At 70.2% G+C, this 25,489-nt stretch carries 18 protein-coding genes; 8 read left to right on the plus strand and 10 right to left on the minus strand.

The genetic code is table 11. The features are described 5' to 3' along the window. Positions 1-53: 53 nt before the first annotated feature. The 8 genes from EJP69_RS11255 to EJP69_RS11295 all read right to left on the minus strand — a co-directional run bounded on the left by EJP69_RS11255 (position 54) and on the right by EJP69_RS11295 (position 15,592). On the minus strand, positions 54-2,213 hold the full coding sequence (locus EJP69_RS11255) for an SWIM zinc finger family protein (protein ID WP_126470111.1): 2,160 nt from the start codon (positions 2,211-2,213) through the stop codon (positions 54-56). Further along, the gene (locus tag EJP69_RS11260) at positions 2,210-3,334 is read right to left on the minus strand and encodes a VWA domain-containing protein (RefSeq protein ID WP_093196305.1); all 1,125 of its coding nucleotides are present in this window, start codon (positions 3,332-3,334) and stop codon (positions 2,210-2,212) included. Before EJP69_RS11260 ends, EJP69_RS11255 begins: the two co-directional genes overlap by 4 nt. Beyond that, the gene (locus EJP69_RS11265) at positions 3,331-5,793 is read right to left on the minus strand and encodes a DUF5682 family protein (RefSeq protein ID WP_126470113.1); all 2,463 of its coding nucleotides are present in this window, start codon (positions 5,791-5,793) and stop codon (positions 3,331-3,333) included. Before EJP69_RS11265 ends, EJP69_RS11260 begins: the two co-directional genes overlap by 4 nt. Before the next feature lie 144 nt (positions 5,794-5,937). Continuing rightward, complete coding sequence (locus tag EJP69_RS11275) at positions 5,938-7,080, minus strand: ATP-binding protein (protein WP_126470115.1); 1,143 nt, start codon at positions 7,078-7,080, stop codon at positions 5,938-5,940. A 70-nt stretch (positions 7,081-7,150) separates the two neighbouring features. Further along, entirely contained in the window at positions 7,151-11,329 is a 4,179-nt protein-coding gene (locus EJP69_RS11280) for a WGR and DUF4132 domain-containing protein (RefSeq protein WP_126470117.1), read from the minus strand. A gap of 208 nt (positions 11,330-11,537) precedes the next feature. Next, a complete protein-coding gene (locus tag EJP69_RS11285; protein WP_126470119.1) occupies positions 11,538-12,746 on the minus strand; it encodes a GGDEF domain-containing protein in 1,209 nt (402 codons plus the stop codon). Between the two features lie 159 nt (positions 12,747-12,905). Next, positions 12,906-14,627 (minus strand): single-stranded-DNA-specific exonuclease RecJ, encoded by a 1,722-nt coding sequence (gene recJ / locus EJP69_RS11290; RefSeq protein ID WP_126470121.1) that lies wholly within the window; start codon positions 14,625-14,627, stop codon positions 12,906-12,908. After that, positions 14,624-15,592, minus strand: a complete 969-nt coding sequence (locus EJP69_RS11295) for a hypothetical protein (RefSeq protein WP_126470123.1) — start codon at positions 15,590-15,592, stop codon at positions 14,624-14,626. Before EJP69_RS11295 ends, recJ begins: the two co-directional genes overlap by 4 nt. 55 nt (positions 15,593-15,647) lie before the next feature. Here EJP69_RS11295 and EJP69_RS11300 point away from each other — a divergent pair, with 55 nt between their 5' ends. Next, on the plus strand, positions 15,648-16,904 hold the full coding sequence (locus EJP69_RS11300) for a lipoprotein-releasing ABC transporter permease subunit (RefSeq protein ID WP_093196288.1): 1,257 nt from the start codon (positions 15,648-15,650) through the stop codon (positions 16,902-16,904). Next, the gene (gene lolD / locus EJP69_RS11305; protein WP_093299850.1) at positions 16,897-17,574 is read left to right on the plus strand and encodes a lipoprotein-releasing ABC transporter ATP-binding protein LolD; all 678 of its coding nucleotides are present in this window, start codon (positions 16,897-16,899) and stop codon (positions 17,572-17,574) included. The genes EJP69_RS11300 and lolD overlap by 8 nt, the downstream gene beginning before the upstream one ends. Before the next feature lie 126 nt (positions 17,575-17,700). Here lolD and EJP69_RS11310 read toward each other — a convergent pair whose 3' ends face one another. Beyond that, positions 17,701-18,462 (minus strand): sigma-70 family RNA polymerase sigma factor, encoded by a 762-nt coding sequence (locus EJP69_RS11310; RefSeq protein ID WP_126470125.1) that lies wholly within the window; start codon positions 18,460-18,462, stop codon positions 17,701-17,703. Between the two features lie 102 nt (positions 18,463-18,564). Here EJP69_RS11310 and EJP69_RS11315 point away from each other — a divergent pair, with 102 nt between their 5' ends. Further along, positions 18,565-19,161 carry an ATP-dependent Clp protease proteolytic subunit gene (locus EJP69_RS11315; RefSeq protein WP_126471073.1) on the plus strand — a complete coding sequence of 199 codons (597 nt, stop codon included), beginning with the start codon at positions 18,565-18,567 and terminating at the stop codon, positions 19,159-19,161. Positions 19,162-19,173: 12 nt separating this feature from the next. Here EJP69_RS11315 and EJP69_RS11320 read toward each other — a convergent pair whose 3' ends face one another. After that, positions 19,174-19,563, minus strand: coding sequence for a RidA family protein (locus EJP69_RS11320; RefSeq protein WP_093196278.1), 390 nt, complete (start codon positions 19,561-19,563; stop codon positions 19,174-19,176). A gap of 202 nt (positions 19,564-19,765) precedes the next feature. Here EJP69_RS11320 and EJP69_RS11325 point away from each other — a divergent pair, with 202 nt between their 5' ends. The 5 genes from EJP69_RS11325 to EJP69_RS11345 are packed head-to-tail and all read left to right on the plus strand — an operon-like array spanning position 19,766 to position 25,473. Further along, complete coding sequence (locus EJP69_RS11325; protein ID WP_126470127.1) at positions 19,766-21,340, plus strand: ABC transporter substrate-binding protein; 1,575 nt, start codon at positions 19,766-19,768, stop codon at positions 21,338-21,340. A gap of 20 nt (positions 21,341-21,360) precedes the next feature. Continuing rightward, positions 21,361-22,629: a lactonase family protein gene (locus tag EJP69_RS11330; RefSeq protein ID WP_126470129.1), complete on the plus strand. Its 1,269-nt coding sequence runs from the start codon at positions 21,361-21,363 to the stop codon at positions 22,627-22,629. Beyond that, positions 22,629-23,582 (plus strand): ABC transporter permease, encoded by a 954-nt coding sequence (locus tag EJP69_RS11335; protein WP_093299856.1) that lies wholly within the window; start codon positions 22,629-22,631, stop codon positions 23,580-23,582. Before EJP69_RS11330 ends, EJP69_RS11335 begins: the two co-directional genes overlap by 1 nt. A 5-nt stretch (positions 23,583-23,587) precedes the next feature. Continuing rightward, positions 23,588-24,427 carry an ABC transporter permease gene (locus EJP69_RS11340; RefSeq protein WP_093196271.1) on the plus strand — a complete coding sequence of 280 codons (840 nt, stop codon included), beginning with the start codon at positions 23,588-23,590 and terminating at the stop codon, positions 24,425-24,427. Then, positions 24,427-25,473 (plus strand): ABC transporter ATP-binding protein, encoded by a 1,047-nt coding sequence (locus EJP69_RS11345; protein ID WP_126470131.1) that lies wholly within the window; start codon positions 24,427-24,429, stop codon positions 25,471-25,473. Before EJP69_RS11340 ends, EJP69_RS11345 begins: the two co-directional genes overlap by 1 nt. Positions 25,474-25,489: the final 16 nt, after the last annotated feature.

Genomic DNA, 25,489 nt, shown 5'->3' on the forward strand with positions numbered 1-25,489 from the left:
TGAGCCCCGAAACGGCTCAGGGGTTTTTCTTTTTTCGTCCTCCGGCTTCCGGCTCAAGCCGAGGCGGATTGCGCCACGCCCTGCATCAGCAGCCCCAGCATCGCCAGCTGGGCCACCAGCGCCGGCCGTTGCGACGAGCGCATGTTTTCCAGCACGGCAGCCAGCAGCGTCGAGCTCTTGCCCAGTCCCGCCTGCTTCAGCCGCAGCACCTGGGCCTGCGCCCGCGACAGCGCCCCTCCGCTCTGGTGCCGCAGGCCCTGCCTGAGCCAGAGGGACAGCAGTTCCAGCGTGTCACCGGCGAGAGCGTTCAGGGCGGGTGCTTCCTCGGTGTCGCTTTGCAGGCCCAGCGGCTGCGGCGCGGCTGCCTCGACCTGAAGCACCACCGCACGCTGCGCCGTCAGCAGCGCCAGCGGCTGCATGACGGCCCGGTCGCCCTGCAGGTGCACCGTGCCCGCCACGGCGCGCAGCGGGCCGTGCTCGCCGGCGAGCGTGCGGGCCAGTGCATCGACCGCGCCGGGCGAGACCGCGCGATGCGGCAATGCCAGATGCAGGCATTGGTCGTCGTCGTCCGTACCGGCTTCATCCGTTGCGGAGTCCTCCGGCGCAGCCTGCCCGAGCCGGGCGTGCAGCACCTGTGCCGCCGCGTCCCAATGGCACGAGGCCACTTCCATGCGCTCGAAGGCCACCACGTGCAACTGACCCGAAGCACCGGCCGAAGAGCCGCTCGCGGCCTGCCTCGGCCGCACGAAATCCGGCTGGGCCTCGCGCAGGTGAGCCACCAGCGCGGCTACGCTGTCCTGCCGCAGCGGGGCGACTAGGTCGTCCCACGACTTGGGCGACAGCGGCAGCACGCCCGTCTGCCGCGCGCCGGCCGTGATGTCGACCAGCCCGTTGGCGCGCCGCGTCGCGGTCTTGGTGATGACCTGCCCGCTCGCCAGCTGCCGCAGCGGAAAGCCGGCAACGCGCCGGTTCATGAGGTTGGGCGCGGCACCGCCGGCCGCCGCGTCGCCTTCGCGCGACCAATGGCGCTCCAGCACCGTCACGTTCTGCGTGTCGGGGTCGGCGAACAGGATGCTCGCGCCCTCGGCGCTTTCGTCGGACCAGAGTTCGGCCCCGAGCGACACCAGCCGCAGATGGTCGAGCGCGACCTCGCCCTTCACGCCGATGCCGAGGATCTGGCTTGCCGGCAGCGCGGCCCGCGCGGAGCCCGGCTGCTGCGGCCGTCCGGCATGCGTCGCAGCCTGCAGTCGCGCCCACAGCTCGGTGAGCACGCGCAGCAGCCGCAGCGGCTCGAAGCGGCTGCTGCGCGCCTGTTGCGCCTGCAGCAGCTGCCAGAGTTCGTCGAGCGCGTCGTCCACCCAGCTCCAGCCCTGCGCGCGGACCTGGTCCCGTACGGCCTCGAAGCGGGCGGCCAGCGCCATCGCGGGCTGGCTCGATCCGTCCAGCCACAGCGACAGCAGCAGGGCGTCGACCTGCGCGCGCAATGCAAGCGCGGCTTCGCCCTGCATCACGGAAGAAGGCTGCGGCACGGCGTCGCCCGCGTCCCCGTTTGCCGACGCGTTCGGCTGGACCTCGACCATCACCTCCGCCGATCCCGGCGCCAGCGCCCCGGCCTGCCGGAACGCCCATACCGCGATCACGACGTGCGCGCAGCCGCTGCCCTGCTTGCAGTCGCAACGTGCATGAACCAGCGAGCTGCGCGAGAAGAAGCGCACGCTGCACATCGGCAGCCGCGCCACCGGCGGCGCGCTGGCGCTGCGCCAGGCCTGCACGCCGACCACGGGGCGCGCGGCGGCGAGCTTGTTCGCCTGCTCGAGCACCGAGGGCGCGAGGCTCGCGGCCAGCACGGCGTCATCGAACTGCGCGGGGTTCCATGCGCCTTCCGGTTCGGCCGAAGTTTCTTCGGGCGCGGCGGCCGATGCGGCCCGGGCCTGGTAAGCCAGCACCAGCATCACCCGGTGCCGGCACATGCCGCTCGCGGGGCAGCTGCACTGCGCGTCGCGCAGCGTGCGACCCGGCGGCAGGCTGGTGCGCACGCCGTCGTCGAACTGCGCCTGCACCGTGCCGTCGGCGCCGGTCTCCAGCGTCGGCAGCAGCCCGGCCGCCACGTCCTTCTGCGCGCGCTTGACGAAGCCGGCGTTCGCCAGCGCCGTCAGCGCCTCGGGCGTGAGCTCGAGCAGGTCGGCCCGCAATGCCGCGATGTCGCCGCTCATCCCTGCACCTTCTCGGCCAGCCAGCCGGCGAGCTGGCCCGGCGTCATGGCACCGATCTGCGCGCCTTCGCGCACAAGCCGCGCCGCCATCTCGCGGTCGTAGTTGGGCTCGGCATTCGAGTCGAGCGCGGCCAGCCCCAGCACCTTGGCGCCGGACTCCACCAGCGCCTTCACGCGCCGCACCAGCTCGTGCTCGCTGCCGCCTTCGTAGAAGTCGCTCACCAGCACCACGATGCTCTTCGAGGGATTGGCGACGAGCGACTGCGCATAGGCCACCGCCTTCGCGATGTCGGTGCCGCCGCCGAGCTGCACCTTCATCAGCAGCTCGACCGGGTCCGACACGTCGGCGGTCAGGTCGACCACCGCCGTGTCGAAGGCCACCAGCCGCGTGCGCATGCCGGGCAGCTGCCACAGGCAGGCGGCCATCACCGCGCTGTGGATCACCGAGTCGACCATCGAGCCGCTCTGGTCGATCAGCAGGACGATGTCCCACGGCTCCGCATGCCGCTTCGTGCGGCTGATGAAGATCGGCCGCTCCACGTAGAGCTTGCGGCGCTGCGGGTCGTAGCGATGCAGGTTGGCCGCCAGCGTTTGCCTGAAGTCGAAGTTGCGCGCCACCTTCATGCGCGAGCGGCGGCGCCGGTCGCGGCTGCCGCTGAAGGCCTGCCGCACTTCGGTGGCGAGCTTTTCCATGATGCGCCGCACCACCTCGGCCACCAGCTTGCGCGCGGCGGCCAGCACCTCGGGGTTCATCAGGTGCTTGGTGTGGAGCACCGCGCGCAGCAGCGATTCCGAAGGCTCGATGCGCTCCAGCACCTCGAGGTTCGTCACCACCTCGTCGATGCCGTAGCGCTCGACGGCGTCCTGCTCCAGCCTCTCGATCACTTCCTTCGGAAAGAGCGTGTGGATGGTGTTGATCCAGTCCGGCGTGCTCAGCGCCGAAGGCCCCAGGCCCGCGCTGCGTTCGCCGCGGCTCGCGCGGTCGCTGTCGCGCCCGTAGAGCCAGTCGAGCGCTGCATCGGCGGCCTGCGCCTCGGCGCTCAGTCCGCCGCAGGCCGATTCGGCCGGGTCGCCCAGCAGCAGGCGCCAGCGCTGCAGCGGATCGGGAATGTCGAGGCTCATGGACGAGGGGCTTTCTCGGTGTCTTCTTCCAGCGCGACGCCCCAGGCGGCGAGGCGCGCGAGCACCGCGTCTTCCACGCGCCGCGCCTCGGCCAGCTGCTCGGGCGCGGCTTCGCCGGTGCGATGGGCGGTTAGGGCGCGGCGCGAAAGGTGCCTGGCGTCGTGCAGCGTCAGCACCTGGTCGGCGAGCAGTCCGCGCTCCTGCGGCGGCAGCCAGGCGAATGCCGCTCGCAGGCTGGGCATGGCGCGCACGAAGTCGGCGTTGTCCAGCGCCTGCACCGTGCGGTCCATGCCGGCGACGAAGGCGGGTTCGGAGGCGAGCGTCTCGCGCGCCAGCGCGAGCAGCCCGGTGAGCGCGTCGCCGAGCACGGGGGCGGGCAGCGAGTGCAGCAGCTGCATGGCTTCGTCCACGCCGTGGTCGCCGCTGCTCTCATGCCCATCGGCGAGGCGGCCCGCGAGGCTCAGCGTCGCGCCCAGCGCAGCGCCGCGGCTCACGGGGGCGGCGGCAGCGTCGGCGGCCTTGCGCTGCCATACGGCGAGCGCACGGGCCGGCTCCACGTCGAGCAGCGACGGCGCGTGTGCGTCGTGGGCGTTGTCCTGCGCATGGGCCAGCACGTCGGCCACGATCCGGCGCAGTGCCAGATGTCCTTCGAGATGCGCCTGCATGTCGGCCGGCGTGATGGCGGCGGGCGGCTCGAGCAGCCACAGCGCCCGGTCGAAGCCCGACTCGATCACCACGCGCAGCACGGGCGCGTCGGCCATGCCCAGCATCTGGCCGTGGCGCAGCAGCGTGTGAAGCACCGAGAGCGCGGGGCCCAGCGTCTCGAAGCGCGGCTCCGCGGCCATCGCGGCTCGCAGTTCGCGCAGCAGCGTCTCGCTGAGCGCCGACAGTCCCGCCCACGCGGCCTGGTTGAGGCCGTCGGCCAACGGGCCGATCCGGCCCTGGGCCTGCCGCAGGTCGTCTTCGAGCCGGGCGCGTGCCGCGTCGTGCAGGCTGGCGCCCCAGGCGCCCGCCTCGATCAGCGCGGCCTGCTGCTCGAGCGGCTCTGCCAGCGACCACTGCTCGGTGCGCTCACCCGACATCGCGAGCTTCGGCCCCTGCGTGCGGCGCACGCCGGGCAGCCGAAGGATCGCGAGCCGGTGCAGCACGCGGCTCTTCGCGCGATCGGCCTCGACCAGCAGGTCGAGCTTGAGCTGGCCGCGCAGCACGATGCCGTGTGCCGCGAGTTCGGCCTGCACCGCGGCCACGAGAGGCGGCTGCGGCGTTCCGGGCGCGAGGCGGCCGGCGGTGTCGCCGGCCAGCACGTCCATCGCCTGCACCAGCACGGGATCGGTGCCGGGGCGCATCGCGCCGCGATACGTCCAGGGCAGCGGGGCGTCGAGCGCGTCCTTCACCAGCGCGCCGGCCAGCGCGTCGAGCCAGTCGGAGCGCAGCGGCTTGTCGTGCCCGCGCAGCCGCGCGAGCCCCTGCGCGCGCAGGTGCACGGCCATCAGGTCGGCGGTGGAGGCGGGCAGCTTCTTCTCGCGCAGCCGCTGCATCACGTGCTGCAGCGCACGGTGCGCGGCGCCTTCGGGGCCGTGCTCCCACATCCACTGGTAGTAGGCCGGGGAGGGCATGCCCGATGCGTAGCCCGCGAAGGCGTCGAGCCGCTTGAAGGTGTAGGGCACGAGGTAGGAGCTGAAGCGCAGCGGGCCTTCAGGTTCGCCGCTGTCCCCTTCGCTGCCTTCGTCGTCTTCGTTGTCTGATTCGGTGGATGGCTGCGGCGTGTCAGGCAACTCCGCCGGCAGCCCCTGCCAGAGCCGCGCGAGCGCCGGCGCGTGATAGCCGCCGCACACCACCAGCGCCTGCGCCCGGCCCGGTTCACCCGGCTGTGCCATCGCCCAGGCGATCCAGCGCGCCATCATGGCCTCGCGCGCCTGGTTGCCCTGCGAGCCGGGGTCTTGGCCGCGCAGATTGTCGAAGTAGGTGGAAAGGCGCCGCGACAGCTCGGCCTCGTCGCAACCGTCCTCGAACAGGTGGTCCCACAGCGCGTCGCGACCTTGCACCGAGAGCTTTTCTGTCAGCGCGCGCTCGTAGGCTTCGGCGCGCTCCTCGTGCTCGTGGTCGACCACGTCGGCATAGCGGTTCTCCATGCGCGAGAAGGCGTCGTGCCAGGCCGGCAGGTCGATGAAGCGCACGCTGGCGCCCACCTCGCGCGCCACCTGCAGCGCCTGCCACTCGGGCGAATGCTCGGCAAAGGGCGACCACGAACCGCGGTGCGTGCGGTCGCCCGAGAGATAGCTGTAGATCGCCACCGGCAGCCGGTGCGGCAGGTACAGCTCGTCGAGGCGCTCGTTGAAGTCGGCCGGGCCCTCGATGAGCACGTACTTGGGGCGCAGCGTGCGGATGCGCTCGGCCACCAGCCGCGCGCATGCCGGGCTGTGATGGCGCACGCCGACGATGTGGGGTGATTCGCTCATCCTCGTCACCGATGGCGCGCCAAGCGAAGCGAAGGCCCTTCGCGGAACACCGCGGAACCGGCTTGGCCGGGCCGCAGGTGTTGCCCCCTGCAAGGGGGTTGGCGAAGCGACACGAAGTGCGCGAAGCCTGGGGGTTTGCTCATATCAGGGCAGTCGGTGGCGGGCTTCGTAGTAGGCGCGCCAGTGCGTGCCGCTGCGCTTGGCGGCCTTCTGCTCGAAGTAGCGTCGCAGCTTCGCGCGGTCGTCCGCGTTGTCCTTCACCACCGTGCCGGCGATGCAGTCGACCAGGTCGGCCGGCGAGCCTTCGCGCTGTTCGAGGAACCATGCGCGCACGCCCACCGCGTGCGCCACGTTCACGGCCTCGGCGGTGGACATCACGGCGGTGAGGCGGTCCATGGCCGCATCGCTGCCGCCGTTGCCGCCGTCGCCCTTGGCGGGCGCGCCGCGCAGGTCGCGGAAGGTCGACACCAGCAGCTCCAGCACGGGCGCAGGCACCGTCTTCGGAATGCCGCTCTGCGCGAGCAGCCGCGTCGACGATTCCTGCACCAGCGCCAGCTCGCGGTCGAAGTCGAGGATGGGAAACACCGTCTCGAAGTCGAAGCGCCGCTTCAGCGCCGCGCTCATCTCGTTCACGCCGCGGTCGCGCGTGTTGGCGGTGGCGATGATGTTGAAGCCCTCGCGTGCATAGAGCATGCCGTGCTCGCCCGAGAGCTCGGGCACCGCCATCACGCGGTCGGAGAGCATGCCCAGCAGGCAGTCCTGCACTTCCAGCGGCGCGCGCGTGATTTCCTCGAAGCGCACCACCTGGCCCTGCTGCATGCCGAGGTACAGCGGCGCCGGCACCATCGCGCGCGGGCTCGGCCCCTCGTTGATGAGCAGCGCGTAGTTCCAGCCGTACTTGATCTGGTCCTCGGTGATCGATGCACCGCCCTGGATGGTGAGCGTCGAGATGCCGGAGATGGCCGTTGCCAGCAGCTCCGAGAGCATCGACTTCGCCGTGCCCGGCTCGCCCACCAGCATCAGCCCGCGCCCCGTGGCCAGCGTGACCAGCATGCGCTCGATGCTGGCCACCGGCGCGACGATCTTCGGCGCGATGTCGAGCGCCGTGTCGCCGAGGATGAAGGAGCGCGCGGCCTTCAGGCTCAGCACCCAGCCGGGCGGGCGCGGGTCCTTGTCCTGTGCCTGCAGCCGCGCGAGCTGCGCGGCGTAGAGGATCTCGGCCGGCGGGCGCTGGAGTTGCTGCTGCGCCGTCGCGGCAGCGTCTTTGGACTTGTTCGATGTGGCCATCTTTGAAATCGGTCGGGTCAATGTTCGGAAGCACCGCGCGGCCGGCTTGCCCGGCCGCGGGCGACGAGCCTCATGCCGCTCGCAGGCCTTCCATGTCGCGGATGAGTTCGCTGGCGGAAATAGGGTCGAGCAGGTGCAGTTCCTCGGCCTCGCTCATGTCGCCCCAGCCCGAGGGCTTGCCCACCTGCACCTGGCCCAGCGTCTGCTCGGGGTATTCGTCCACCATGCCGACGATGATGCCGGGGTCCAGGCTCAGCTCGATCACGCGGTTGGTGCCCAGCGGCTTGCTGAAGTACCAGATGCAGCCGGCGTCCTGCGCCTGGCCGCGGCGCCAGCCCTTGTTGGCCAGCCCCAGCACGCGGCCGGTGGGCACCTTCACGTCCTTCCAGCGTTCCAGCTTCAGGCTCTTCTTCTCGTCGTCGGTCAGCGTGTAGATGTCGCGGCCGATCTGCGCGAAGGGTTGCAGCAGTTCGTAGTCGGCGAACACCTGGCCGAAGGCCGCGGCGTCGGCGGCCGGAAGGTCGAGCGCGTGCGGTACGCCGATGCGCAGGTTGTCGCCCGTGGGCAGTTCGAAGGCATCGTCTTCCGCCGTGGTGTAGCTGCCGTCCTCCGCCACGCGGAAGCAGGCCTTCAGCGTGCCGCCGTAGCTGCCGCCGCCCGCCACCTCGTACACGCCCCAGATCAGACGCTGCACGATGTGGCGCACCAGCGGATGCTCGACCAGGAAGGTACGGAACACGTCGGGCGTCCAGCGGCGGCGCGCGCACATCGCCACCTCGAGGCGCAGCAGCTGCTGGCTCGCGACGGTGCGCGCGTCCTTCTTCAGCAGCTTGAAGCGCTCGACGGCTTCCTTGCTCAGTTCGGCGTCGTCGGTCTTCTTGGGCTTGGGCAGGTCGGGCAGGCGCGCGCCGTCCACGCCGTCGGCACCGGTCTCGCGCACATACGGCTTGAGCGTCTCGTCGAAGCCCACCTTGAAGGCGCGCGGGCCGAAGTCCAGCCGCATGGTGCCTTGCTCGTCGAGGCCGAGGTCGGGCGCGAGCCGGTCTTCGAGTTCCTCGGTGCTCAGGCCGCGCGCCTCGGCGATGGCGTCGATCTTCTCGCGCGCCTTGTCCTGCAGGCCCTTGAACTTGACCTTCTGCGCGATGCCGTTGAGCAGCATCAGCGCCACGTCGCTGCCGATGCCCGCCAGCACGTCGAGGCCGGTCACCGCGCGCGCGTGCGCCGATTCGCCGGGCCATGCACGGATGAAGGGCGTGAGCTTGCGCGCGGTGTCGTCGTTGCCGAGGAAGCCCAGCGAGGTGAGCGCCCAGCCTTCCTTGCTCGGGCCGCCGGCTTCGAGCCAGGCGGTGAAGGCGTCCCAGGCGAATTCGGCAAGCGAGCCGGCGTCGCAGGCTTCCTTGACCACCGCGATGCCGCCGTAGATTTCCTCGTTGGTCGGAAAGGTCAGCATCTGGCCCAGGTGATCGAGCGCGTCGTCGGGCAGCGCCTTGCCGTTCTTCAGCGTAGGCCGGCGCCAGCCGCGCGGCTGCCAGAACTCGGGCAGCTTCGAGCGGCGGGTGGGGAAGCGGTCGAGCGGGCTTTCCTCGAGCACCGCGCGCAGCGCCTCCACCACCTCTGGCTTGCCGTAGCGGCCGGCCACTTCGAGCAGCAGCGCCTCGTGGCCGTTGGCCTGCAGCAGGCGCAGGGCCGAGCCTGCGCAGTCGCGCGCCTCGCCGGCCTTGCCCAAAGCGGGCGCGATCAGGCCGCAGGCGGTGTGTTCGGGGTACTTCAGCAGCCATTCGCGGCCTTCGGCGCGCAGCGTCTTGAGCTTGGCGAAGGCGCGCGCGGCCGGCATGGCCAGTTCGGCCGCGCCGTAGTACAGCGCGTACGAGAGGTTGTCGGTGGGCTTGGAGCGCACCATCGCCACCAGGCCGGGCAGCACGGCGAGGCCGTGGGTGGCGAGGATGCGGCCGATGTCGTCGCTCTCGGCCTCGCCCGCCACGGCGTTCCAGAACGCGATGCCGATTGGCGCCGGCAGCAGCGGCACGAAGCTCGCGTGGAAGCTGAACCAGTAGTAGCGGTCCTTCTTGCGCTCGGCCACCATCTCGCGCCAGCTCGTGACGAGCCCCTCGGCGTTGCCGGCGGCGATGGCGGCTGCCGCGGTCTTTGCGAACGGCACGAGGCTCTTGCGGCCCTTGTCGAAGCCCAGCTCGTCGAGCAGCGTCTCGACGTTCTTCGCGGCGGCGTCATGCCGGCCGGTCTGCCACGAGTTCAGGCGCAGCGCGCTTTCGCGCTTGCCTTCGGCCCATTGCTCCACCGGCGCCACGGCCAGCGGTTCCAGCACCAGCGCGCCGGCAGCCTTCTTCTGCACCTTGGCGAGCCAGGGCGGCGCGGCCAGCACGCCGGGCAGCTCGCTCGCGTCGGCCACTTCGGTGGGGCCGGCGAGCAGCGAGAGCTGCTTGTCGATCACCGCCTGCGCGCCCGCGTCGAGCCACGGCCGCAGTGCCGGCAGCGCGGCGCCATGCGCGCGCAGCAGGCGCGTGAGGCTGGGCGTGACGAGATTGGCGTCCTTGCCGCCCGCCGCGACCAGCCGCGACAGCGCCGGAATCGCCGCCATCGGCCAGCGATCGACGGCCAGCGCCAGCCGCGCCAGCGCCTGCTTCGAGCTGCCCGCGACGCGCGCCAGCGCCTGCACGGCCTCGGGCGTGCCGATGCAGGCGAGCGCGTCGCCCGCGTGGTCGTTCGCGGCGCCGCGCTCCAGCACCGACACGGCGTCCACGCCGCGCTCCTGCACCATCGTGCTCGTCATGGAGCCGCTGCCCCAGAAGCCGGCCGAATAGCTCAGGCGCACCTTCGCGGCCAGCGCGATGGCATCGGGGTCGGTGGCCGTGAGCTGCAGCCAGTGCATGGTCTCGGGCGCGGACTTGTCGGCGGCCAGCGTGTGCACGAGCGCGTTCGAGATCTCGGGCGCGTCGGGCAGCAGCATGGCGAGCGCTGGCTGGCGCATCGGGTGCACCTTGGGCAGGCCGGCCTCGATGCGGCCGCGGCAGTCCTGCCAGACCTCGGGCGCGGCCAGCGACAGGTGCGCGCGCAGCGCCTGCTCGCCGGCTCCCAGCGGGCCGTAGTAGGAGCTGCCCATCTGGCGCGTGACGGTGGCGGAGAAGCTGTACTGGTGCTTCTTCGTCGCCCGGTCGTAGGCGGACTGCACCTCGATCTGCTGCGCGGCGAGCACCATGTCGACGGTGTCCGGCAGCCCGTATTGCTTGACGAGATAGTTCACCACCACCTCGCCCATCTCGCTCGTGTTGTAGTTGCCGCCGGTGCCCAGCGCGAGCGCCAGCAGCACGGTGTCGGCCTCGGCATCGGGCGCGGGAATGGGCTGTGTGCTGCGGTCGATCATGCGCTGGGCGGCAGCGCGCAGCGCGGCATCGGTGCCCGTCATGTTGACGTTGAGATCCAGCTTGCGGCGCACCGGCAGCCAGGCCGCGCCGGCGCTCGGCACTTCCTCGAAGGGCTTGGCCGGAAAGCGGCGCGAGGGAAAGGCTTCGCGCTGCATCTCGGGCGAAAGCCGCACGGGCGTGCCGGCCGCGAGCCACGGCGGCGTGTCGGCGCTCGCGGCCACGGGCTCGGCGCTGGCCGGTGCAGGCGTGGCGCCTTGCGCCGCGGGCGAGGCGGCGCCCAGCTCCTTCGCGAGGGCCTGCGCGTTCTTGGCGGGCGTGCAGCTGGTGCCCCAGCCGTACAGCAGGCCGGTGTTTCGCAGCCGCTTGAAGGCGAGGGCGGCGCCCTGTTCGCTCACGCCGTGCTGGCGCTTGAGGACTGCCACGGTGATCACCTCCGTGGACGCGATCTGGTCGGCTTCCATCTGTGCGCGCACCGCTTCGAATGCGCGTTCGGCCTGCGCGTCGATGCTCTCGGTGGGGGCCGTGGGAACTGCTGGTGCTGCTGCGGGTGCTGCAGCGGGCTCCTGCGCCGCAGCCGGGGCTGCCGGTGCGGCTGCCTGCGCCTTGGGTGCCGCCTCGGCCTTCGGCTTCGCCTCGGTCTTGCCGATGGCCGTGCCGGCGGCCACGCCGACTTCGCTGTAGCCCTTGCCGGTCTTTTCGGTCACCAGCTTGGTCAGCGCGGTGCCGGCCTTGGCGGCGTCGGCGAAAGATTTGGTCTGGCTCTGGCCGGCAGTGCCGATGCGGCCCCAGCGGATATTGAGTTCGGTGTCTGCCTGCTCGATTTCCCAGAATTTGCTGGCGGTTCCTTCGATCAGTTCAAAACGGCGCATGGAAAAAACGTCCTCCTGTCAATCGATGAAGTGCGGTCGGCGACGACGCTCGCGAGCCCTTGCGATGGGCGCGCGGTTCATTCCTTCCGCTGGGTTCGCCGCCGAGGATAAAGGGCCGGCGTGAAGGCTTGGCCCCTGCGGGGCGCCTGGCGGCAAGAAGATTTCGCTTCGTGCACCGGGCGATGCGAAGCGGTTACGAAGAAATCATTCACGCGGCCGCGCCGCCGGCATGCTGGCGCTGTCCGAGCTCGCCCGCGAAGACATAGGCCGGCCCCATGCGCTGCCGTTTGCAATGCTGCAGCGCGCGGTCGGCCGATTCGAGCAGGCCGGCCAGCGTGTCGCCGTCGGCGGGGTGGCAGGCGATGCCCATGCTGAGCTCGCCGCCCGCGAGCAGCCGGCCCTCGTGGGCCACCGGGCGCGCGCCGGCGGTTTCGATGCGGATGGCCATCTCCGCGAGCTTCTGCCGTGGCGGGTTGCCGACCAGGAGGATCGCGAACGAGCTGTCGTCGCTGTTGTCGTGCGCGCGAACCCCGGCATGCGCACTGCCCTCCAGCCGGGCCACCAGGTCGTCGGCGCGCACCTGCTCGCGCAGGCGCTGCGCGATGGCGGCCAGCACCGCGTTGCTGGCCGCGCGGCCGTGTCGTTCGCTCACCGCCGCGAAGCCGTTCAGGTCGATCAGCATCAGCGAGAACTGCCGGTCCTCGCGCAGCCATTCCTCGCCGCGGCGTTCGAAGCCGGTCCGGCTCGCGGCGCCGGTGAGCGCGTCGATGCCGGGGGCGGCCATGAGCGCATGCGCGCGCATTTCCATTGCCCGCTCGGCCCGCAGGCGCGCGGCGGCGGCCAGCGCAAGCACCGCCAGCTCGGCAATCACCGCGGCCTGCGCCGGGTTCACCCGCCCGGACGCCCACGGCTGTTCGCTCCAGCCGGGGAGGTGCGCGATCGAGATGCCCGCCATCAGCAGCACCGCGCCGGCACAGAACAGCAGGGCGGGCCAGTTCGTCCGGCGCCGCACCGCCAGCGCGCCGGCCGCGAGGATCACGGTGGAGGCGACCACCAGTGCCTGCAGCACGCGCAATATCGAGGGAAGCCGGGTTTCGACCGCGGCATGAAGCGCCGCAAGAGCCAGCGCGGCGAGCAGCACCAGGGCCACCTTGTCGAGGCGCGGCACGAACCGGCTCAGCCCCAGCAGCTGCCGCACGAACTGAAGCCGGCAGGCGGCCCACAGCACCAGCGCGAGCGCCGCCCAGTGCGCGAGCGGGTCATCGGGCGCGAAGCGCTCCAGTCCCGCGAAGGCGGCGAGCGCGAAACCGCAGGCCAGCAGATACCAGCCGTGCAGGCGCGCGCCGGACACCACCAGCAGCACGAGGCCGCAGACCATCAGTCCGGCCAGCAGGCCGTGGCTCACATCGGCCGCCATGTGCTGCGGCGCGTGGCTGGAACGGGGCGGGGGCTGGGCGGCATCCGGTCGGGCAAGAGGCTGGTGCGAAGTGAGCCGCCGATCGTAGCCGCGAAGCAGTGACGGCGAGCCCGTCTCCGTGCCCGATGCGGGTACGGGGTATCCCTCGTACGCGCCCGGCTAGAACTCCGCGCCTTCGACCAGGAAGCGCAGCCGGCGCACGCCCTGCCACTCGTCCGCATCGAGCCGGAACGCGAGCTTCACGCGTGGCGGCAGCGGCTCGGTGTGGCTGAACCACATCGCGTCGATCGGCTGGCCCTGGTGCCGGAGCTTGAGCGACAGGTGCTTCTCGCCCACCAGCCGTTGCGACACCACTTCCACTTCCTCGCTGAAGGTCGGCGGCGCGAAGCCCTGGCCCCACACCTCGCGGTGCAGCGTGTCGACGAGGTCGATGCGCATGTACTCGCGGGCGATGGGCCCGTCGGTCTCGATCTGGCGCGTGAGCGCGGACTCGGCCAGCAGCTCGCGCGCCACCTGCGCGAAGCCCTTCTCGAAGGTCTCGAAGTGCTCGCGCGCGACGGTGCAGCCCGCCGCCATCGCGTGGCCGCCGAAGCGCAGCAGCACGCCGGGGTGGCGCTTGGCCACGAGGTCGAGCGCGTCGCGCAGGTGGAAACCCGGGATCGAGCGGCCCGAGCCTTTCAGCTCCTGCTCCTTGCCGGGCGCCCCGCTCGCAGCGAAGACGAAGGTGGGGCGGTGAAAGCGGTCCTTGATGCGCGAGGCCACGATGCCGACCACGCCTTCGTGGAAGCCCGCGTCGAACACGCTGATGGCGGGCGGCGGCGCTTCGATGCCCTCGCCGTCGGCGGCGAACAGCGACTCGGCCAGCAACAGCGCCTGGTCGCGCATGCCGCCCTCGATGTCGCGCCGCTCGCGGTTGATGCCGTCGAGCATGCGCGCGAGTTCTTCGGCGCGACCCGCGTCGTCGGTCAGCAGGCATTCGATGCCCAGCGTCATGTCCGACAGCCGGCCCGCGGCGTTGATGCGCGGGCCGAGAGCGAAGCCGAAGTCGAAGGTGGTCGCAACGGAAGCATTGCGCCCGGCCGCCTTGAACAGCGCCGCGACGCCGGCCGGCATGCTGCCAGCGCGGATGCGACGCAGGCCCTGCGCTACCAGGCGGCGGTTGTTGGCATCGAGCCGCACGACGTCGGCGACCGTGCCGAGCGCCACCAGCGGCAGCAGCGCATCGAGCTTCGGCTGGCTGGCCGTGTCGAACACGCCGCGCCTGCGCAGCTCCGAACGCAGCGCCAGCAGCACGTAGAACATGACGCCGACGCCGGCGATGCTCTTGCTCTCGAAGCCGCAGCCGGGCTGGTTGGGGTTGACCAGCACGTCGGCCGAGGGCAGCTCGGGTCCCGGCAGATGGTGGTCGGTCACCAGCACCTGCAGGCCGCGCGCCTTGGCGGCGGCCACGCCTTCGACGCTGGCGATGCCGTTGTCGACGGTGATGAGCATGTCGGCGCCGCTCTCGGCCACGCGCTCGGCAATGGGCGGCGTGAGACCGTAGCCGTCGACCACGCGGTCGGGCACGAGGTAGCTCACGTTCTTCGCGCCCAGCAGGCGCAGGCCGCGCACGCCGACCGCGCAGGCGGTGGCACCGTCGCAGTCGTAGTCGGCGACGATGCACAGGCGCCTGTCCTGCGCGATGGCGTCGGCCAGCAGCGCGGCGGCCTCGCGGGTACCGAGCAGCGCGTCGGGCGGCAGCAGCAGCGCGAGGCCGTCGTCGAGTTCTTCCTTGGCGCGCACGCCGCGCGCCGCGAAAAGCCTTGCCAGCAGCGGATGCACGCCGGCCTGTTCCAGCGCCCAGACGGTGCGCGGCGGAATGTCGCGGGCTACGATTTTCATAGCGCCTCCAGCATGGTGGCAGCCTGCTTGCGCTCGAACAGGCTCTTCGCCCAGCGCGCCAGGCCGCGCGGCTGCACGGTGTAGCGCTGCGAGGCGCGGTCGCCGCACAGCGTGAGCGACACGTCGCGCGCGCCGCGCGTGTAGTCGGCCAGCAATGCGGCCAGCGGACCGGCGTCGAGCGCCTGCCAGGCGGCGGCCCAGCCGATGCCGTCGTCGCGCAGCGCGGCGATGCGCAGGGTGTCGTTCACGGTCGGCGCCGTCGCCGGTTCCGCGGCTTCCTTCTTCAGCGCGCCGGTGCCGGCGAGCCAGAAGGAGTTGATCGGCGGCACGCCGCGTGCGGTGCGCTCGTCGTTCACGCGCTGGGTGTACAGCAGCATCTGCATTTCGTTCTGCAGCCGGCGCAGCGGCCGCGCGGCGTCGGCCAGCGGCGACCACTGCGAGACCGGGTAGCCCACCGCGCGGTCGATGGAGGCGGTGGCCAGCCCGTCGAAGATGCCGGCGCGCGCCAGCCAGCGGCCGGGCACGGGCGAGGCGTGCAGCGCGATGCCGTCTTCCTCGAAGAACGGACGCGCGGCTGCCAGCAGGGCGGCCGATTCGCCTGCGTCGATCTCGATGGATGCCGGGTCGCCCAGTACCACGTCGTCGATGCCGACCTGCCAGTTGCACAGCGTGACCAGCCCCCAGCCTTCGGTGTCGCCGGGCGCGGCGATGCCCAGCCGGCGCGCTTCGAGCGCGGCCCAGGGGATGCAGCCGTCGGGCGAGGCGATGCCCAGCGCCTGCGCCAGCGCGCGTTCATGCGGAGGCGAGCGCGTGCTTTCGTCCTGCGTATCGGTGTCGGCGAGGGTGAGGCGGGAGAGCAGGCTTTCGAGATTGGGGAGCCGAAGCGTGGGCAAGGCCGCGCGGCACGACGGGGAACCGCGGCCGGCGAAGGGAATCAGTAATTGGCGTGGGGAGGTTTCGGCCATCCCCTTATTGTCCGGGAAGCCCCAGGGCCATCCGGAATGCCACAATTCCGACCCTATGCGACTTCCTTATGAACTGCAGCTCGGCTGGCGCTACACGCGCGCGGGACGGGCGACGCGGCGCAACGGCTTCATCTCCTTCATCTCCGGTGTCTCGATGCTCGGCATCGCGCTGGGCGTGGCGGCGCTGATCATTGTGCTCAGTGTGATGAACGGCTTCCAGAAGGAAGTGCGCGACCGCATGCTCGGCGTGGTGTCGCACATCGAGATCTTCTCGCGCGACGGCCAGGCGCTGCAGCAGCTCGACGAGATCATGGCGGCGGCGCGCAAGCACCCCGAGGTGGTCGGCGCGGCGCCCTTCATCAACACCCAGGCGCTCATCGCGCGCGGCGAGGACATGAAGGGCACGATCGTGCGCGGCATCGATCCCAAGCTCGAGCCCGAGGTCACCGACATCAACGGCATCGCCTCCAGGGGCACCTTCGACAAGCTCGTGCCGGGCCAGTTCGGCATCGTGCTCGGCGCGGAGCTGGCGCGTTCGCTCTTCGTGCAGCCGGGCGACCAGGTCACGCTGGTGGCGCCGGGCGGGCAGGTCACGCCGGCGGGCGTGGTGCCGCGGCTGAAGCAGTTCACCGTGGTCGGCACCTTCGACTCGGGCCACTACGAATACGACTCCGCGCTGGCCATGGTGCACGAGCAGGACGCCGCCAAGGTGTTCCGCCTCGAGGGCCCCACCGGCATCCGGCTGAAGCTCAAGAACCTCAACGAGGCGCGCGACGTGGCCGACCAGCTCGCAGTCACGCTGCCGGGCGAGTTCCTCATCCGCGACTGGACGCGCCAGAACAAGACCTGGTTCGCGGCCGTGCAGGTCGAGAAACGCATGATGTTCATCATCCTCACGCTGATCGTGGCGGTGGCGGCCTTCAACCTGGTCTCCACGCTCGTCATGACCGTGACCGACAAGCGCGCCGACATCGCCATCCTGCGCACGCTTGGCAGCTCGCCGCGCAGCATCATGGGCATCTTCGTGGTGCAGGGCGCAATGGTGGGCGTGATCGGCACCGTGGCCGGACTGCTGCTGGGCCTGGGCATCGCCTACAACATCGACGTGATCGTGCCCTTCCTGGAGCAGCTCTTCCACGCGAGCTTCCTGCCGAAGGACATCTACCTGATCAGCAAGATGCCGAGCGATCCGCAGCAAAGCGACATCGTTCCCATCGCGATCATTTCCCTGGTGCTGGCCTTCGTCGCCACGCTGTACCCGAGCTGGCGCGCCAGCCGCGTGAACCCTGCCGAAGCCCTGCGCTATGAGTGAAGTTGTATTGAAGGCCCGTGGACTGACCAAGCGGTTCCACGAGGGGCGGCTCGACCTGACCGTGCTGCATGGCGTCGACCTCGACGTGCATGCCGGCGAAACGCTCGCCATCGTCGGCGCCTCCGGCTCCGGCAAGAGTACGCTGCTGCACCTGATGGGCGGCCTCGACGAGCCCACGGCTGGCAAGGTCGAGCTGCTGGGCAAGGACATCGCGCATGCCGATCCGGCGGAGCAGGGCCGTCTGCGCAACCAGCACCTGGGCTTCGTCTACCAGTTCCATCACCTGCTGCCCGAGTTCAGCGCGCTCGACAACGTGGCGATGCCGCTGAAGATCCGCCGCACCGAGCCTCATGCGGCGGCGCAGTCGGCAGCGAAGATCCTCGAGAGCGTGGGCCTGGGCCAGCGCCTGCACCACCGTCCGGCAGAACTCTCGGGCGGAGAGCGTCAGCGCGTGGCGATCGCGCGCGCGCTGGTCACCGAGCCGGCCTGCGTGCTGGCCGACGAGCCCACCGGCAACCTCGACCGCAGCACGGCCGATACCGTGTTCGCATTGATGCTCGATCTCGCGCACCGGCATGGCACCGCCTTCGTGATGGTCACGCACGACCAGGACCTGGCGAAGCGCTGCGACCGGGTGTTGCAGCTGGTGGCGGGGCGCCTGGCGGGTTGAGACCGGTCTTTCTCCCTCCCCCTCTGGGGGAGGGCAGGGGTGGGGGCACGGCGGCGTTCAACAAAGCACTGCGCCGAACAATCGCAGCTTGCCCCCATCCCAACCTTCCCCCAGAGGGGGAAGGGGCTAACACAGGGCTGCTTCGTGCTCTTCGTTCGCCGGCCTGGCATCGAGCGGCAAGACACACAACACCTTCCCGCCCAGCGTCAGCACCAGCCCGAGCCGGCCGCCCATCTGCATGACCTGGCAGATGGTGCGCGGCGTTCCGCCATTGGACGCCGACATCGACAAGGCCCGCGCGGGCGGCTGCCTCAGCATCGCGAACAGCATGCGCGCATCGCAATCCTGCAGCGCCTGCCGGTAGACATGGAAGATCGCGTCCGATGACCCGGCTTCGTCCCGGTCCTTTTCCTGGCGCAGCCGCAGCAATGCGCGATGCAGCTGCTGCCTGCAGGCCGCCTCGGTCCTGCCGCCAGCCTCGGCGATTTCCCTGAAGCTGGCTTCGAAGACTTCGCGCAGCAGCACCGCGGCGCCGTCGGTCGGCGAGAGCCTCGCAGCGATCAACCTCAGCGCCCGCTCGATGGACTCGGCCTGCGCCGCCTCGGCCTCCGCTGACGGCGCTTCGAGTGAGCGCCCTTCGGCCTCTTTCAGCCACCGCTGCATCCACCCGTCCCGCCGCAGCCTGTCGATCGCGAGGTTCTGCATCACGGTCGTCAGCCAGGCCTGCACCGAATCCGGCCCGGGCCCGTCGCCGGCTTCCAGCGCGCGCAGGTAGCTGTCCTGCACCACGTCCTCGGCATCCGCCGGGCCGCCGAGCATGCGCGCCGCCGCGCGAACCAGCTGGCCGCGCAGTGCCGGGAATTGCGAGAGATAGCGTTCATCGAGCATCGGCGCAGCTTGCCATAGCGCGCAATGTCACGAAACTGTGGGCTTGTTCGTCAAGACAGTTCAACCAAAGGAGCTTTCTTCATGCAGCCCACCATGTTCTCAATGGAATCGGAAGACGACACCAAGCCCGCCGCCACCGCCGAGCCGCGCAACTCCTACCTGGAGGAAAAGGCGTTCAAGTCGCGAACGCTGCTGATCTTCGGCACCATCAGCGACTCCGTGGCCGCCGACGTGACGCGCCGGCTCATCGCGCTGGACGCCGACAGCCCCGAGAAGCCCATCGACATCCTCGTGAGCTCGCCTGGCGGGCACCTGGAGTCGGGCGATGCGATCCACGACATCGTGCGCTTCATCAGCGCGCCGGTGAACATGATCGGCACCGGCTGGGTGGGCAGCGCGGCCACCCACCTGTTCCTGGCGGCGCCGCGCGAGCGCCGCGTGTGCCTGCCGAACACGCGCTTCCTGATCCACCAGCCCAGCGGCGGCGCGGGCGGGCAGGCGACAGACATCGCCATCCAGGCGCAGGAAATCATCAAGGCCCGCCAGCGCATCGCGCACGAGATCGCGCGCGAGACCGGCAAGCCCATCGACGTGGTGCTGGCCGACATCGAACGCGACCGCTGGCTGTCGGCCGAGGAGGCCGTGGAGTACGGCTTGGTCTCGCGCATCATCCAGCGCAAGACCGAGCTGAAAGGCTGATCGCGTGCCGGATCAGGCCTTGGGCTTGTAGGCCACCACGTCGATTTCCACGCGCGCGTCGACCATCAGCCGCGCCTCGGTGGTCGAGCGCGCCGGCTTGTTTTCACCGAAATAGCTCATGTAGATGCGGTTGAAGGCACCAAAGTCGCGCGCGTCCTGCAGCCAGCAGGTGCTCTTGCACACGTCGTCGAGCGTGGCGCCGGCCAGCGCGAGCACGGTCTTGATGTTCTCCATCACCTGGCGCGTCTGCGCCTCGATGCCGCCGGCCACGATCTCGCCTTCCTTGTTCACGGGCACCTGGCCCGACACGTAGATGAAGTCGCCGGCGCGCACGGCCGGGGAGAAGGGGCGGACCTGGCGGTCGGAAGCCAGGGGCGGGGCGCCGAGGTATTCGAGGGGCATGGGAACTCCTTGTGTGATGAAAGGAAAGAGAAACGGAAAGAGCGGAAACGAGCCGCGAGTATCCCTCTGATTTGAAAATCTATTTCAAAATAACCCCTGAACAAGGGTTAACACGGATGATTTGGCATGAATACTGCTTCAAAGTCCGGGCCGAAGAGAAATTTTCTTTCACAAACCAGCCCGCCTCATGAAGGAGTTCCCCATGCCCCACGCCGGTCTTGCCCAGTGTCTGCCCAAGCTGTCCAAACGCAGCCTGCTGGGCGCCTCCCTGCTCGTGATGCTGTGCGCCGCGCTGCCCCAACAGGGCGCCCACGCACAGGGCCCGCGCAACTTCGCCACGCTGGCGATGGTGGCCGAGCCGCAGACGCTCGACCCGATGGCGTCCACCGCCGACCTGGTCGGAACCATCATGCAGCACGTCTACGAGACGCTCTACACCTTCGACGCCAAGTGGAACGTGGTGCCGATGCTGGCCGAGGGCATGCCGAAGATCTCCGCCGACGGCAAGACCTACGCCATCACCCTGCGCAAGGGCGTGATGCTGCACAGCGGCCGTGAGCTCACTGCCGACGACGTGGTGGCCAGCCTGCAGCGCTGGATGGACCAGTCGCCGCGCGGCAAGGCCGTGGGCAAGGAAGTCGACAGCCTCAAGGCCAAGGGCCCGCTGGCGGTCGAGATCGTGCTGAAGGAACCCTACGCGCCGCTGCTCTCGCAGCTCGCGCTGCCCAGCGGCATGGCCGCCATCATGGCCAAGGACTCCATCGCCTCGCCGCTGAAGGACTTCGTGGGCACCGGCCCCTACAAGTTCAAGGAGCGCCGCCCCGACCAGTTCGTGCTGCTTACGCGCTTCGACAAGTACAGCGCGCGCAAGGAGGCCGCCAGCGGCTACGGCGGCAAGCGCGAGGCGGCCATCGAGGAGCTGCGCTTCGTGCCCGTGCCCAACGCCAGCACCCGCGTCGAGGGCGCGCTGGCCGGCCAGTACGACTTTGCCGACCTGCTGCCGGTGGAGGCGCTGCCGCGCCTGGAGAAGTCGGGCGGCAAGACCGTGCCGATCATGACGCCCTCGTTCGGCTTCCCGTACCTCGTGCTCAACACCAAGGAAGGCGTGGCCGCCAGCCAGCCGGTGCGCCAGGCGATCCAGACCGCGCTGGGCGAAGGCGAGATGCTCGCCGCCGGCTTCGGCGACACGCGCTTCTTCGTGGCCGAGGCCAACCACTTCCCGAAGGGCTCGCCCTTCTACTCGGCCGCAGGCGCCGACCAGTACAACCAGCGCAACGCCGCCAAGGCCAAGGAAGCCGCCGCCAAGGCCGGCTACAAGGGCGAGCCGATCCGCGTGCTCACCAGCCGCCAGTACGACTTCCACTACAACATGGCGCTCCTGATGGCCGAGCAGCTCAAGCGCGCCGGCTTCAAGGTCGACCTCAACGTGGTCGACTGGGCCACGCTGGTGCAGCGCCGCAACGACGCCAAGCTGTGGGACATCTACGTCACCCACTCGGGCCAGTTCCCCGAGCCCATGCTCTCGCCGCCGCAGCTCGGCGACGGCGCGCCCGGCTGGTGGGATTCGCCCGCCAAGAAGACGGCGCTGCAGGCCTTCAACGTCGAGAGCGACCCTGCCAAGCGCGGCGCGCTGTGGGGCAAGGTGCAGCAGGTGGTGTACGACGAGGTGCCGTACATCAACGTCGGCAAGTTCAACGGCCTCTCGGCCAAGAGCCCGGCGCTGGACAACTACCAGCCCGCGACCTGGCCGTTCTTCTGGAACGCGAAGATCAAGTAAGAAGGCGGAGACACACAGCCATGCCGTCGCGTCGCCAACTTCTGCAAGCCAGCGCACTGGTCTCCGGCCTCGGGGCCCTCGGCCTCGAATCCTCCCTTGCCTTCGCCGCCCGGGCTGCCGCCCAGGGCCCGGTCTACGCCTACGTCGGCACCTACAGCGACGGCGGCAAGCCGTGGCGCGGCGGGCGCGGACAGGGCGTGCACCAGTTCGTGCTCGACGGCGCCACCGGCGCGCTCAAGCCCATTGCGGGCGCACCGGCGGCCGTGGCCAGCACGGGCGAGGGCGCGAAGCTGCGCAACCCTGCCTCGCTCGCGCGCCATCCGAAGCTGCCGATGCTCTATGCGGCCAACGAATTCGAGGCCGGCTCGGTCTCGGCCTTCCGTATCGGCGCGAACGGCGCGCTGACATTCGTCTCCGAAACGCCCTGCGGCGGCAAGGACCCGGCCTACATCAGCGTGCACCCCGACGGCCGCTTTCTCTTCACCGCCAACTACGCGAGCGGCGACGTCAGCGTGCTCGCGCTGCGCGCCGACGGCACGCCAGATGCCAGCGTTGCAGCCGTCGTCTACAAGGACGTGGAAGCCTGCGGTGCGTCCACCCCCTGCAAGCCCGGCGCCGATGTGGTGCCGCAGGCCGCGCGCTCGCACGAAGGCTTCGCCACCAGCGACCACGACGGCCCGCACGCCCACATGGTGCATGCCGACCCGAAGGGCGACTTCGTGCTGGTGGCCGACCTGGGGCTCGACCGCGTCATCTCGTACCGCTTCGACCGCATCACCGGCGTGCTGAGCCAGCCGAGCACGGTGGCCGTGTCGGAAAGCTCCGGCGCGCGCCACTTCGTGTTCCACCCGAACGGCAAGTGGCTCTACCTGGTGAACGAAGAGGCATCGACCATCGCCTTCATGCGCTACGACAACGCCACCGGCGTGCTCACGCTGGCGAGCGAGATCTCGGCGCTGCCCAAGGGCTTCAAGGGCACCAGCTACGCATCGGGCATCCGCATGCTGCCGGACGGCCAGCACTTCGTGTCGCTCAACCGGCTGCACGACTCGATCTCGATCTTCAAGGTCGACGCCCGCACCGGCGCTCCCACGCTGGTGCGCGAGGAATGGTCGCGCGGCAACTACCCGCGCAGCTGCACGCTCGACCCGAGCGGCCGCTTCCTCTACGTGTGCCACAACAAGCAGGGCGACAACGTGACCGTCTTCCGCGTGAAGGGGGGCGACATCCAGTTCACCGGCCAATACGTCGCGGTGGGCAGCGCGGCAGCCATCGAGTTCTCCGCGTGATGAAGAAATCGCTTTTCCGCTACATCGCCTCCCGCGCCGCGGGCATGCTGATCGTGCTCGCCATCGTGGCGGTGCTCGTCTTCGTGCTCACGCGCGCCGCCTCGGGCGACCCGGTCTCGGTGCTGCTGGGCGACCAGGCCACCGCCGCCGACATCGCCCGCGTGCAGAAGGAATACGGCCTCGACAAGCCGCTGCCCGTGCAGTTCGGCTACTGGCTGCGCGAGGTGCTCCAGGGCAACCTCGGCCAGTCGATCTTCCTGCAGCGCCCCGTGACGCAGGCGCTGTGGGAGCGCTCCGAACCCACCACGCTGCTCGCGCTGATGGCCGTGGCCATCGCGGCGCTGATCGGCGTGCCCTGCGGCATCGTCTCGGCGGTGTTCCGGGGGAGGGTGGTCGACCAGCTCTTCACCGGCATCGCGATGCTGGGCGCGAGCATTCCGAGCTTCTGGCTGGGCATCGTGCTGATCCAGATCTTCGCGGTTTCGTTCGGCTGGTTCCCGGTGTCGGGCTACGGCGCGCCCGATGCGCCGTTCGCCGAGCGGCTGCATTCGCTGGTGCTGCCGGCCACGGTGCTGGGCCTGCTCAACTCGGCGCTCATCATCCGCTTCACGCGCGCCTCGATGCTCGACGTGCTGGGTGAAGACTACGTGCGCACCGCGCGCTCCAAGGGCCTGAGCGAAAGCACCGTGGTGCTCAAGCACGCGCTTCGCAACGCGCTGGTGCCCATCGTCACGGTGATCGGCCTCACGGTGGCCCTCATGATCGGCGGCGCCGTCATCACCGAGACCGTGTTCGGCCTGCCGGGCGTGGGCAACCTCGTGGTCAGCGCGGTGCTGCGGCGCGACTACCCGGTGATCCAGGGTGCGCTGCTCGTCATCGCCGCGATCTACGTGCTCATCAATTTCTCCATCGACCTGCTGTACGCGGTGGTCGACCCGCGCGTGAAGGTCTGAGAAAAATGCAAATGCCCCGAATGCTCCGCCAGCTGATGCACAGACGCATCGTGATGGTGTCCGCGCTGGTGCTGCTGGTGATCGCGGTGCTCGCGATCGGCGCGCCGCTGTTCGCTTCCATCGACCCCAACGACACGGCCGTGCTGGAGCGCCTGAAGGCGCCCAGCGCCGAGCACCTGCTCGGCACCGACGAACTCGGCCGCGACCTGTATTCGCGCATCGTGCACGGCGCGCGCTACTCGCTGGCCATCGCCGCGCTCACCGCGCTGGGCGCCGTGATCGCCGGCACCGTGCTGGGCCTGATGGCCGGCTTCTTCCGCCGGCTCGACGCGCCGCTGATGCGCGTGGTGGACGCGATGATGTCCTTCCCCGACATCCTGCTGGCCATCGCGCTGGTGGCCATTCTCGGGCCCTCGCTCGTGAACACCGTGCTGGCGCTGGTGCTGGTCTACACGCCGCGCGTGGCGCGGGTGGTGCGGGCCTCCACGCTGGTGGTGCGCGAACTGCTCTTCGTCGAAGCCGTGCGCGCGCTGGGCGTGCGTACCTCGCGCATCCTGTGGCGGCACATCCTGCCGAACCTGATGTCGCCGATCCTGGTGCAGGTGTCGTTCATCTTCGCCTACGCCATCCTGGCCGAAGCCGGCCTCTCGTTCCTCGGTGTCGGCGTACCGCCCGAGATCCCGACCTGGGGCACCATGGTCGCGGGCAGCCAGCAGTACGCGCACCAGGCCTTCTGGGTGGTGCTGTTCCCGGGCCTCGCGATCATCTTCACGGCGCTGTCGCTGCAACTGCTGGGCGACGGCGTGCGCGACCTGCTCGACCCCAAGCTCAAGAAAGGCGCGTGATGACGACGACCGCCAACAACAACCAGGCCCCGCGCCTCACGGTCAGCAACCTGAGCACCAGCTTCCCCACCGAAGACGGCCTCGTGCGCTCGGTGGCCGACGTGAGCTTCTCGATCCAGCCCGGCAAGACGACCGCGCTGGTCGGCGAATCAGGCTCGGGCAAGTCGGTCACCAGCCTCACGCTGATGCGTCTGCTGCCCAAGACCGCCAACGCGCAGGTCAGCGGCAGTGCCTCTTTCGTGACGCGCGAAGGCAAGGCGCTCGACCTGCTTCAGATCGGCGAACGCGAGATGCGCTCGCTGCGCGGCAACCAGCTGTCGATGATCTTCCAGGAGCCGATGACCAGCCTGAACCCGGTGTTCACCATCGGCGAGCAGATCGCGGAGAGCGTGCGCCTGCACAAGGGGCTCGACCGCAAGGCGGCACTCGCGCATGCGCAGCGCATGCTGGAGCTGGTGGAGATCCCGGCCGCGGCGCAGCGCATCCACGAGTACCCGCACCAGCTCTCGGGCGGCATGCGCCAGCGCGCGATGATCGCCCTGGCCATGGCCTGCGACCCGACGCTGCTGATCGCCGACGAGCCGACCACCGCGCTCGACGTGACCATCCAGGCGCAGATCCTCGAGCTCATGCGCAGGCTGCAGGCCGAGACGGGCATGAGCATCCTGTTCATCACGCACAACCTCGGCGTGGTCGCGCACCATGCCGACGACGTGGTCGTGATGTATTCGGGCCGCGTGGTCGAGAGCGCGCCGGTGCGGCCGCTGTTCGCCCAGCCCGAGCACCCGTACACGCAGGGCCTGCTGGCCTGCCTGCCGGGCAAGGCGCGCCAGCCCGGCCAGCCCAAGCCCAAGCGCCTGTTCGCCATTCGCGGGCAGGTGTCGAGCCCGCTGGCGCCGCCGCCGGGCTGCGCCTTCGAGCCGCGCTGCGATCTTGCGCTCGCGGGCTGCAAGGACGCGATGCCGCCGCTGATCGACATCAGGCAGGGCCGCCAGGCACGCTGCATTCGCGTGCAGCCCGACCAATCACTCGCGAGGGCCGCATGAGCCGCGCGCCGCTTTC

This window comes from Variovorax gossypii (assembly GCF_003965815.1).
GTDB lineage: Bacteria > Pseudomonadota > Gammaproteobacteria > Burkholderiales > Burkholderiaceae_C > Variovorax > Variovorax gossypii.

Bases quoted from the DNA above. Each gene is read 5' to 3' on its own strand.
- EJP69_RS11255 (WP_126470111.1), bottom strand. From the start codon at position 2,213: ATGAGCGGCGACATCGCGGCATTGCGGGCCGACCTGCTCGAGCTCACG.
- EJP69_RS11260 (WP_093196305.1), bottom strand. From the start codon at position 3,334: ATGAGCCTCGACATTCCCGATCCGCTGCAGCGCTGGCGCCTGCTGCTG.
- EJP69_RS11265 (WP_126470113.1), bottom strand. From the start codon at position 5,793: ATGAGCGAATCACCCCACATCGTCGGCGTGCGCCATCACAGCCCGGCA.
- EJP69_RS11275 (WP_126470115.1), bottom strand. From the start codon at position 7,080: ATGGCCACATCGAACAAGTCCAAAGACGCTGCCGCGACGGCGCAGCAG.
- EJP69_RS11280 (WP_126470117.1), bottom strand. From the start codon at position 11,329: ATGCGCCGTTTTGAACTGATCGAAGGAACCGCCAGCAAATTCTGGGAA.
- EJP69_RS11285 (WP_126470119.1), bottom strand. From the start codon at position 12,746: ATGGCGGCCGATGTGAGCCACGGCCTGCTGGCCGGACTGATGGTCTGC.
- recJ (WP_126470121.1), bottom strand. From the start codon at position 14,627: ATGAAAATCGTAGCCCGCGACATTCCGCCGCGCACCGTCTGGGCGCTG.
- EJP69_RS11295 (WP_126470123.1), bottom strand. From the start codon at position 15,592: ATGGCCGAAACCTCCCCACGCCAATTACTGATTCCCTTCGCCGGCCGC.
- EJP69_RS11300 (WP_093196288.1), top strand. From the start codon at position 15,648: ATGCGACTTCCTTATGAACTGCAGCTCGGCTGGCGCTACACGCGCGCG.
- lolD (WP_093299850.1), top strand. From the start codon at position 16,897: ATGAGTGAAGTTGTATTGAAGGCCCGTGGACTGACCAAGCGGTTCCAC.
- EJP69_RS11310 (WP_126470125.1), bottom strand. From the start codon at position 18,462: ATGCTCGATGAACGCTATCTCTCGCAATTCCCGGCACTGCGCGGCCAG.
- EJP69_RS11315 (WP_126471073.1), top strand. From the start codon at position 18,565: ATGGAATCGGAAGACGACACCAAGCCCGCCGCCACCGCCGAGCCGCGC.
- EJP69_RS11320 (WP_093196278.1), bottom strand. From the start codon at position 19,563: ATGCCCCTCGAATACCTCGGCGCCCCGCCCCTGGCTTCCGACCGCCAG.
- EJP69_RS11325 (WP_126470127.1), top strand. From the start codon at position 19,766: ATGCCCCACGCCGGTCTTGCCCAGTGTCTGCCCAAGCTGTCCAAACGC.
- EJP69_RS11330 (WP_126470129.1), top strand. From the start codon at position 21,361: ATGCCGTCGCGTCGCCAACTTCTGCAAGCCAGCGCACTGGTCTCCGGC.
- EJP69_RS11335 (WP_093299856.1), top strand. From the start codon at position 22,629: ATGAAGAAATCGCTTTTCCGCTACATCGCCTCCCGCGCCGCGGGCATG.
- EJP69_RS11340 (WP_093196271.1), top strand. From the start codon at position 23,588: ATGCAAATGCCCCGAATGCTCCGCCAGCTGATGCACAGACGCATCGTG.
- EJP69_RS11345 (WP_126470131.1), top strand. From the start codon at position 24,427: ATGACGACGACCGCCAACAACAACCAGGCCCCGCGCCTCACGGTCAGC.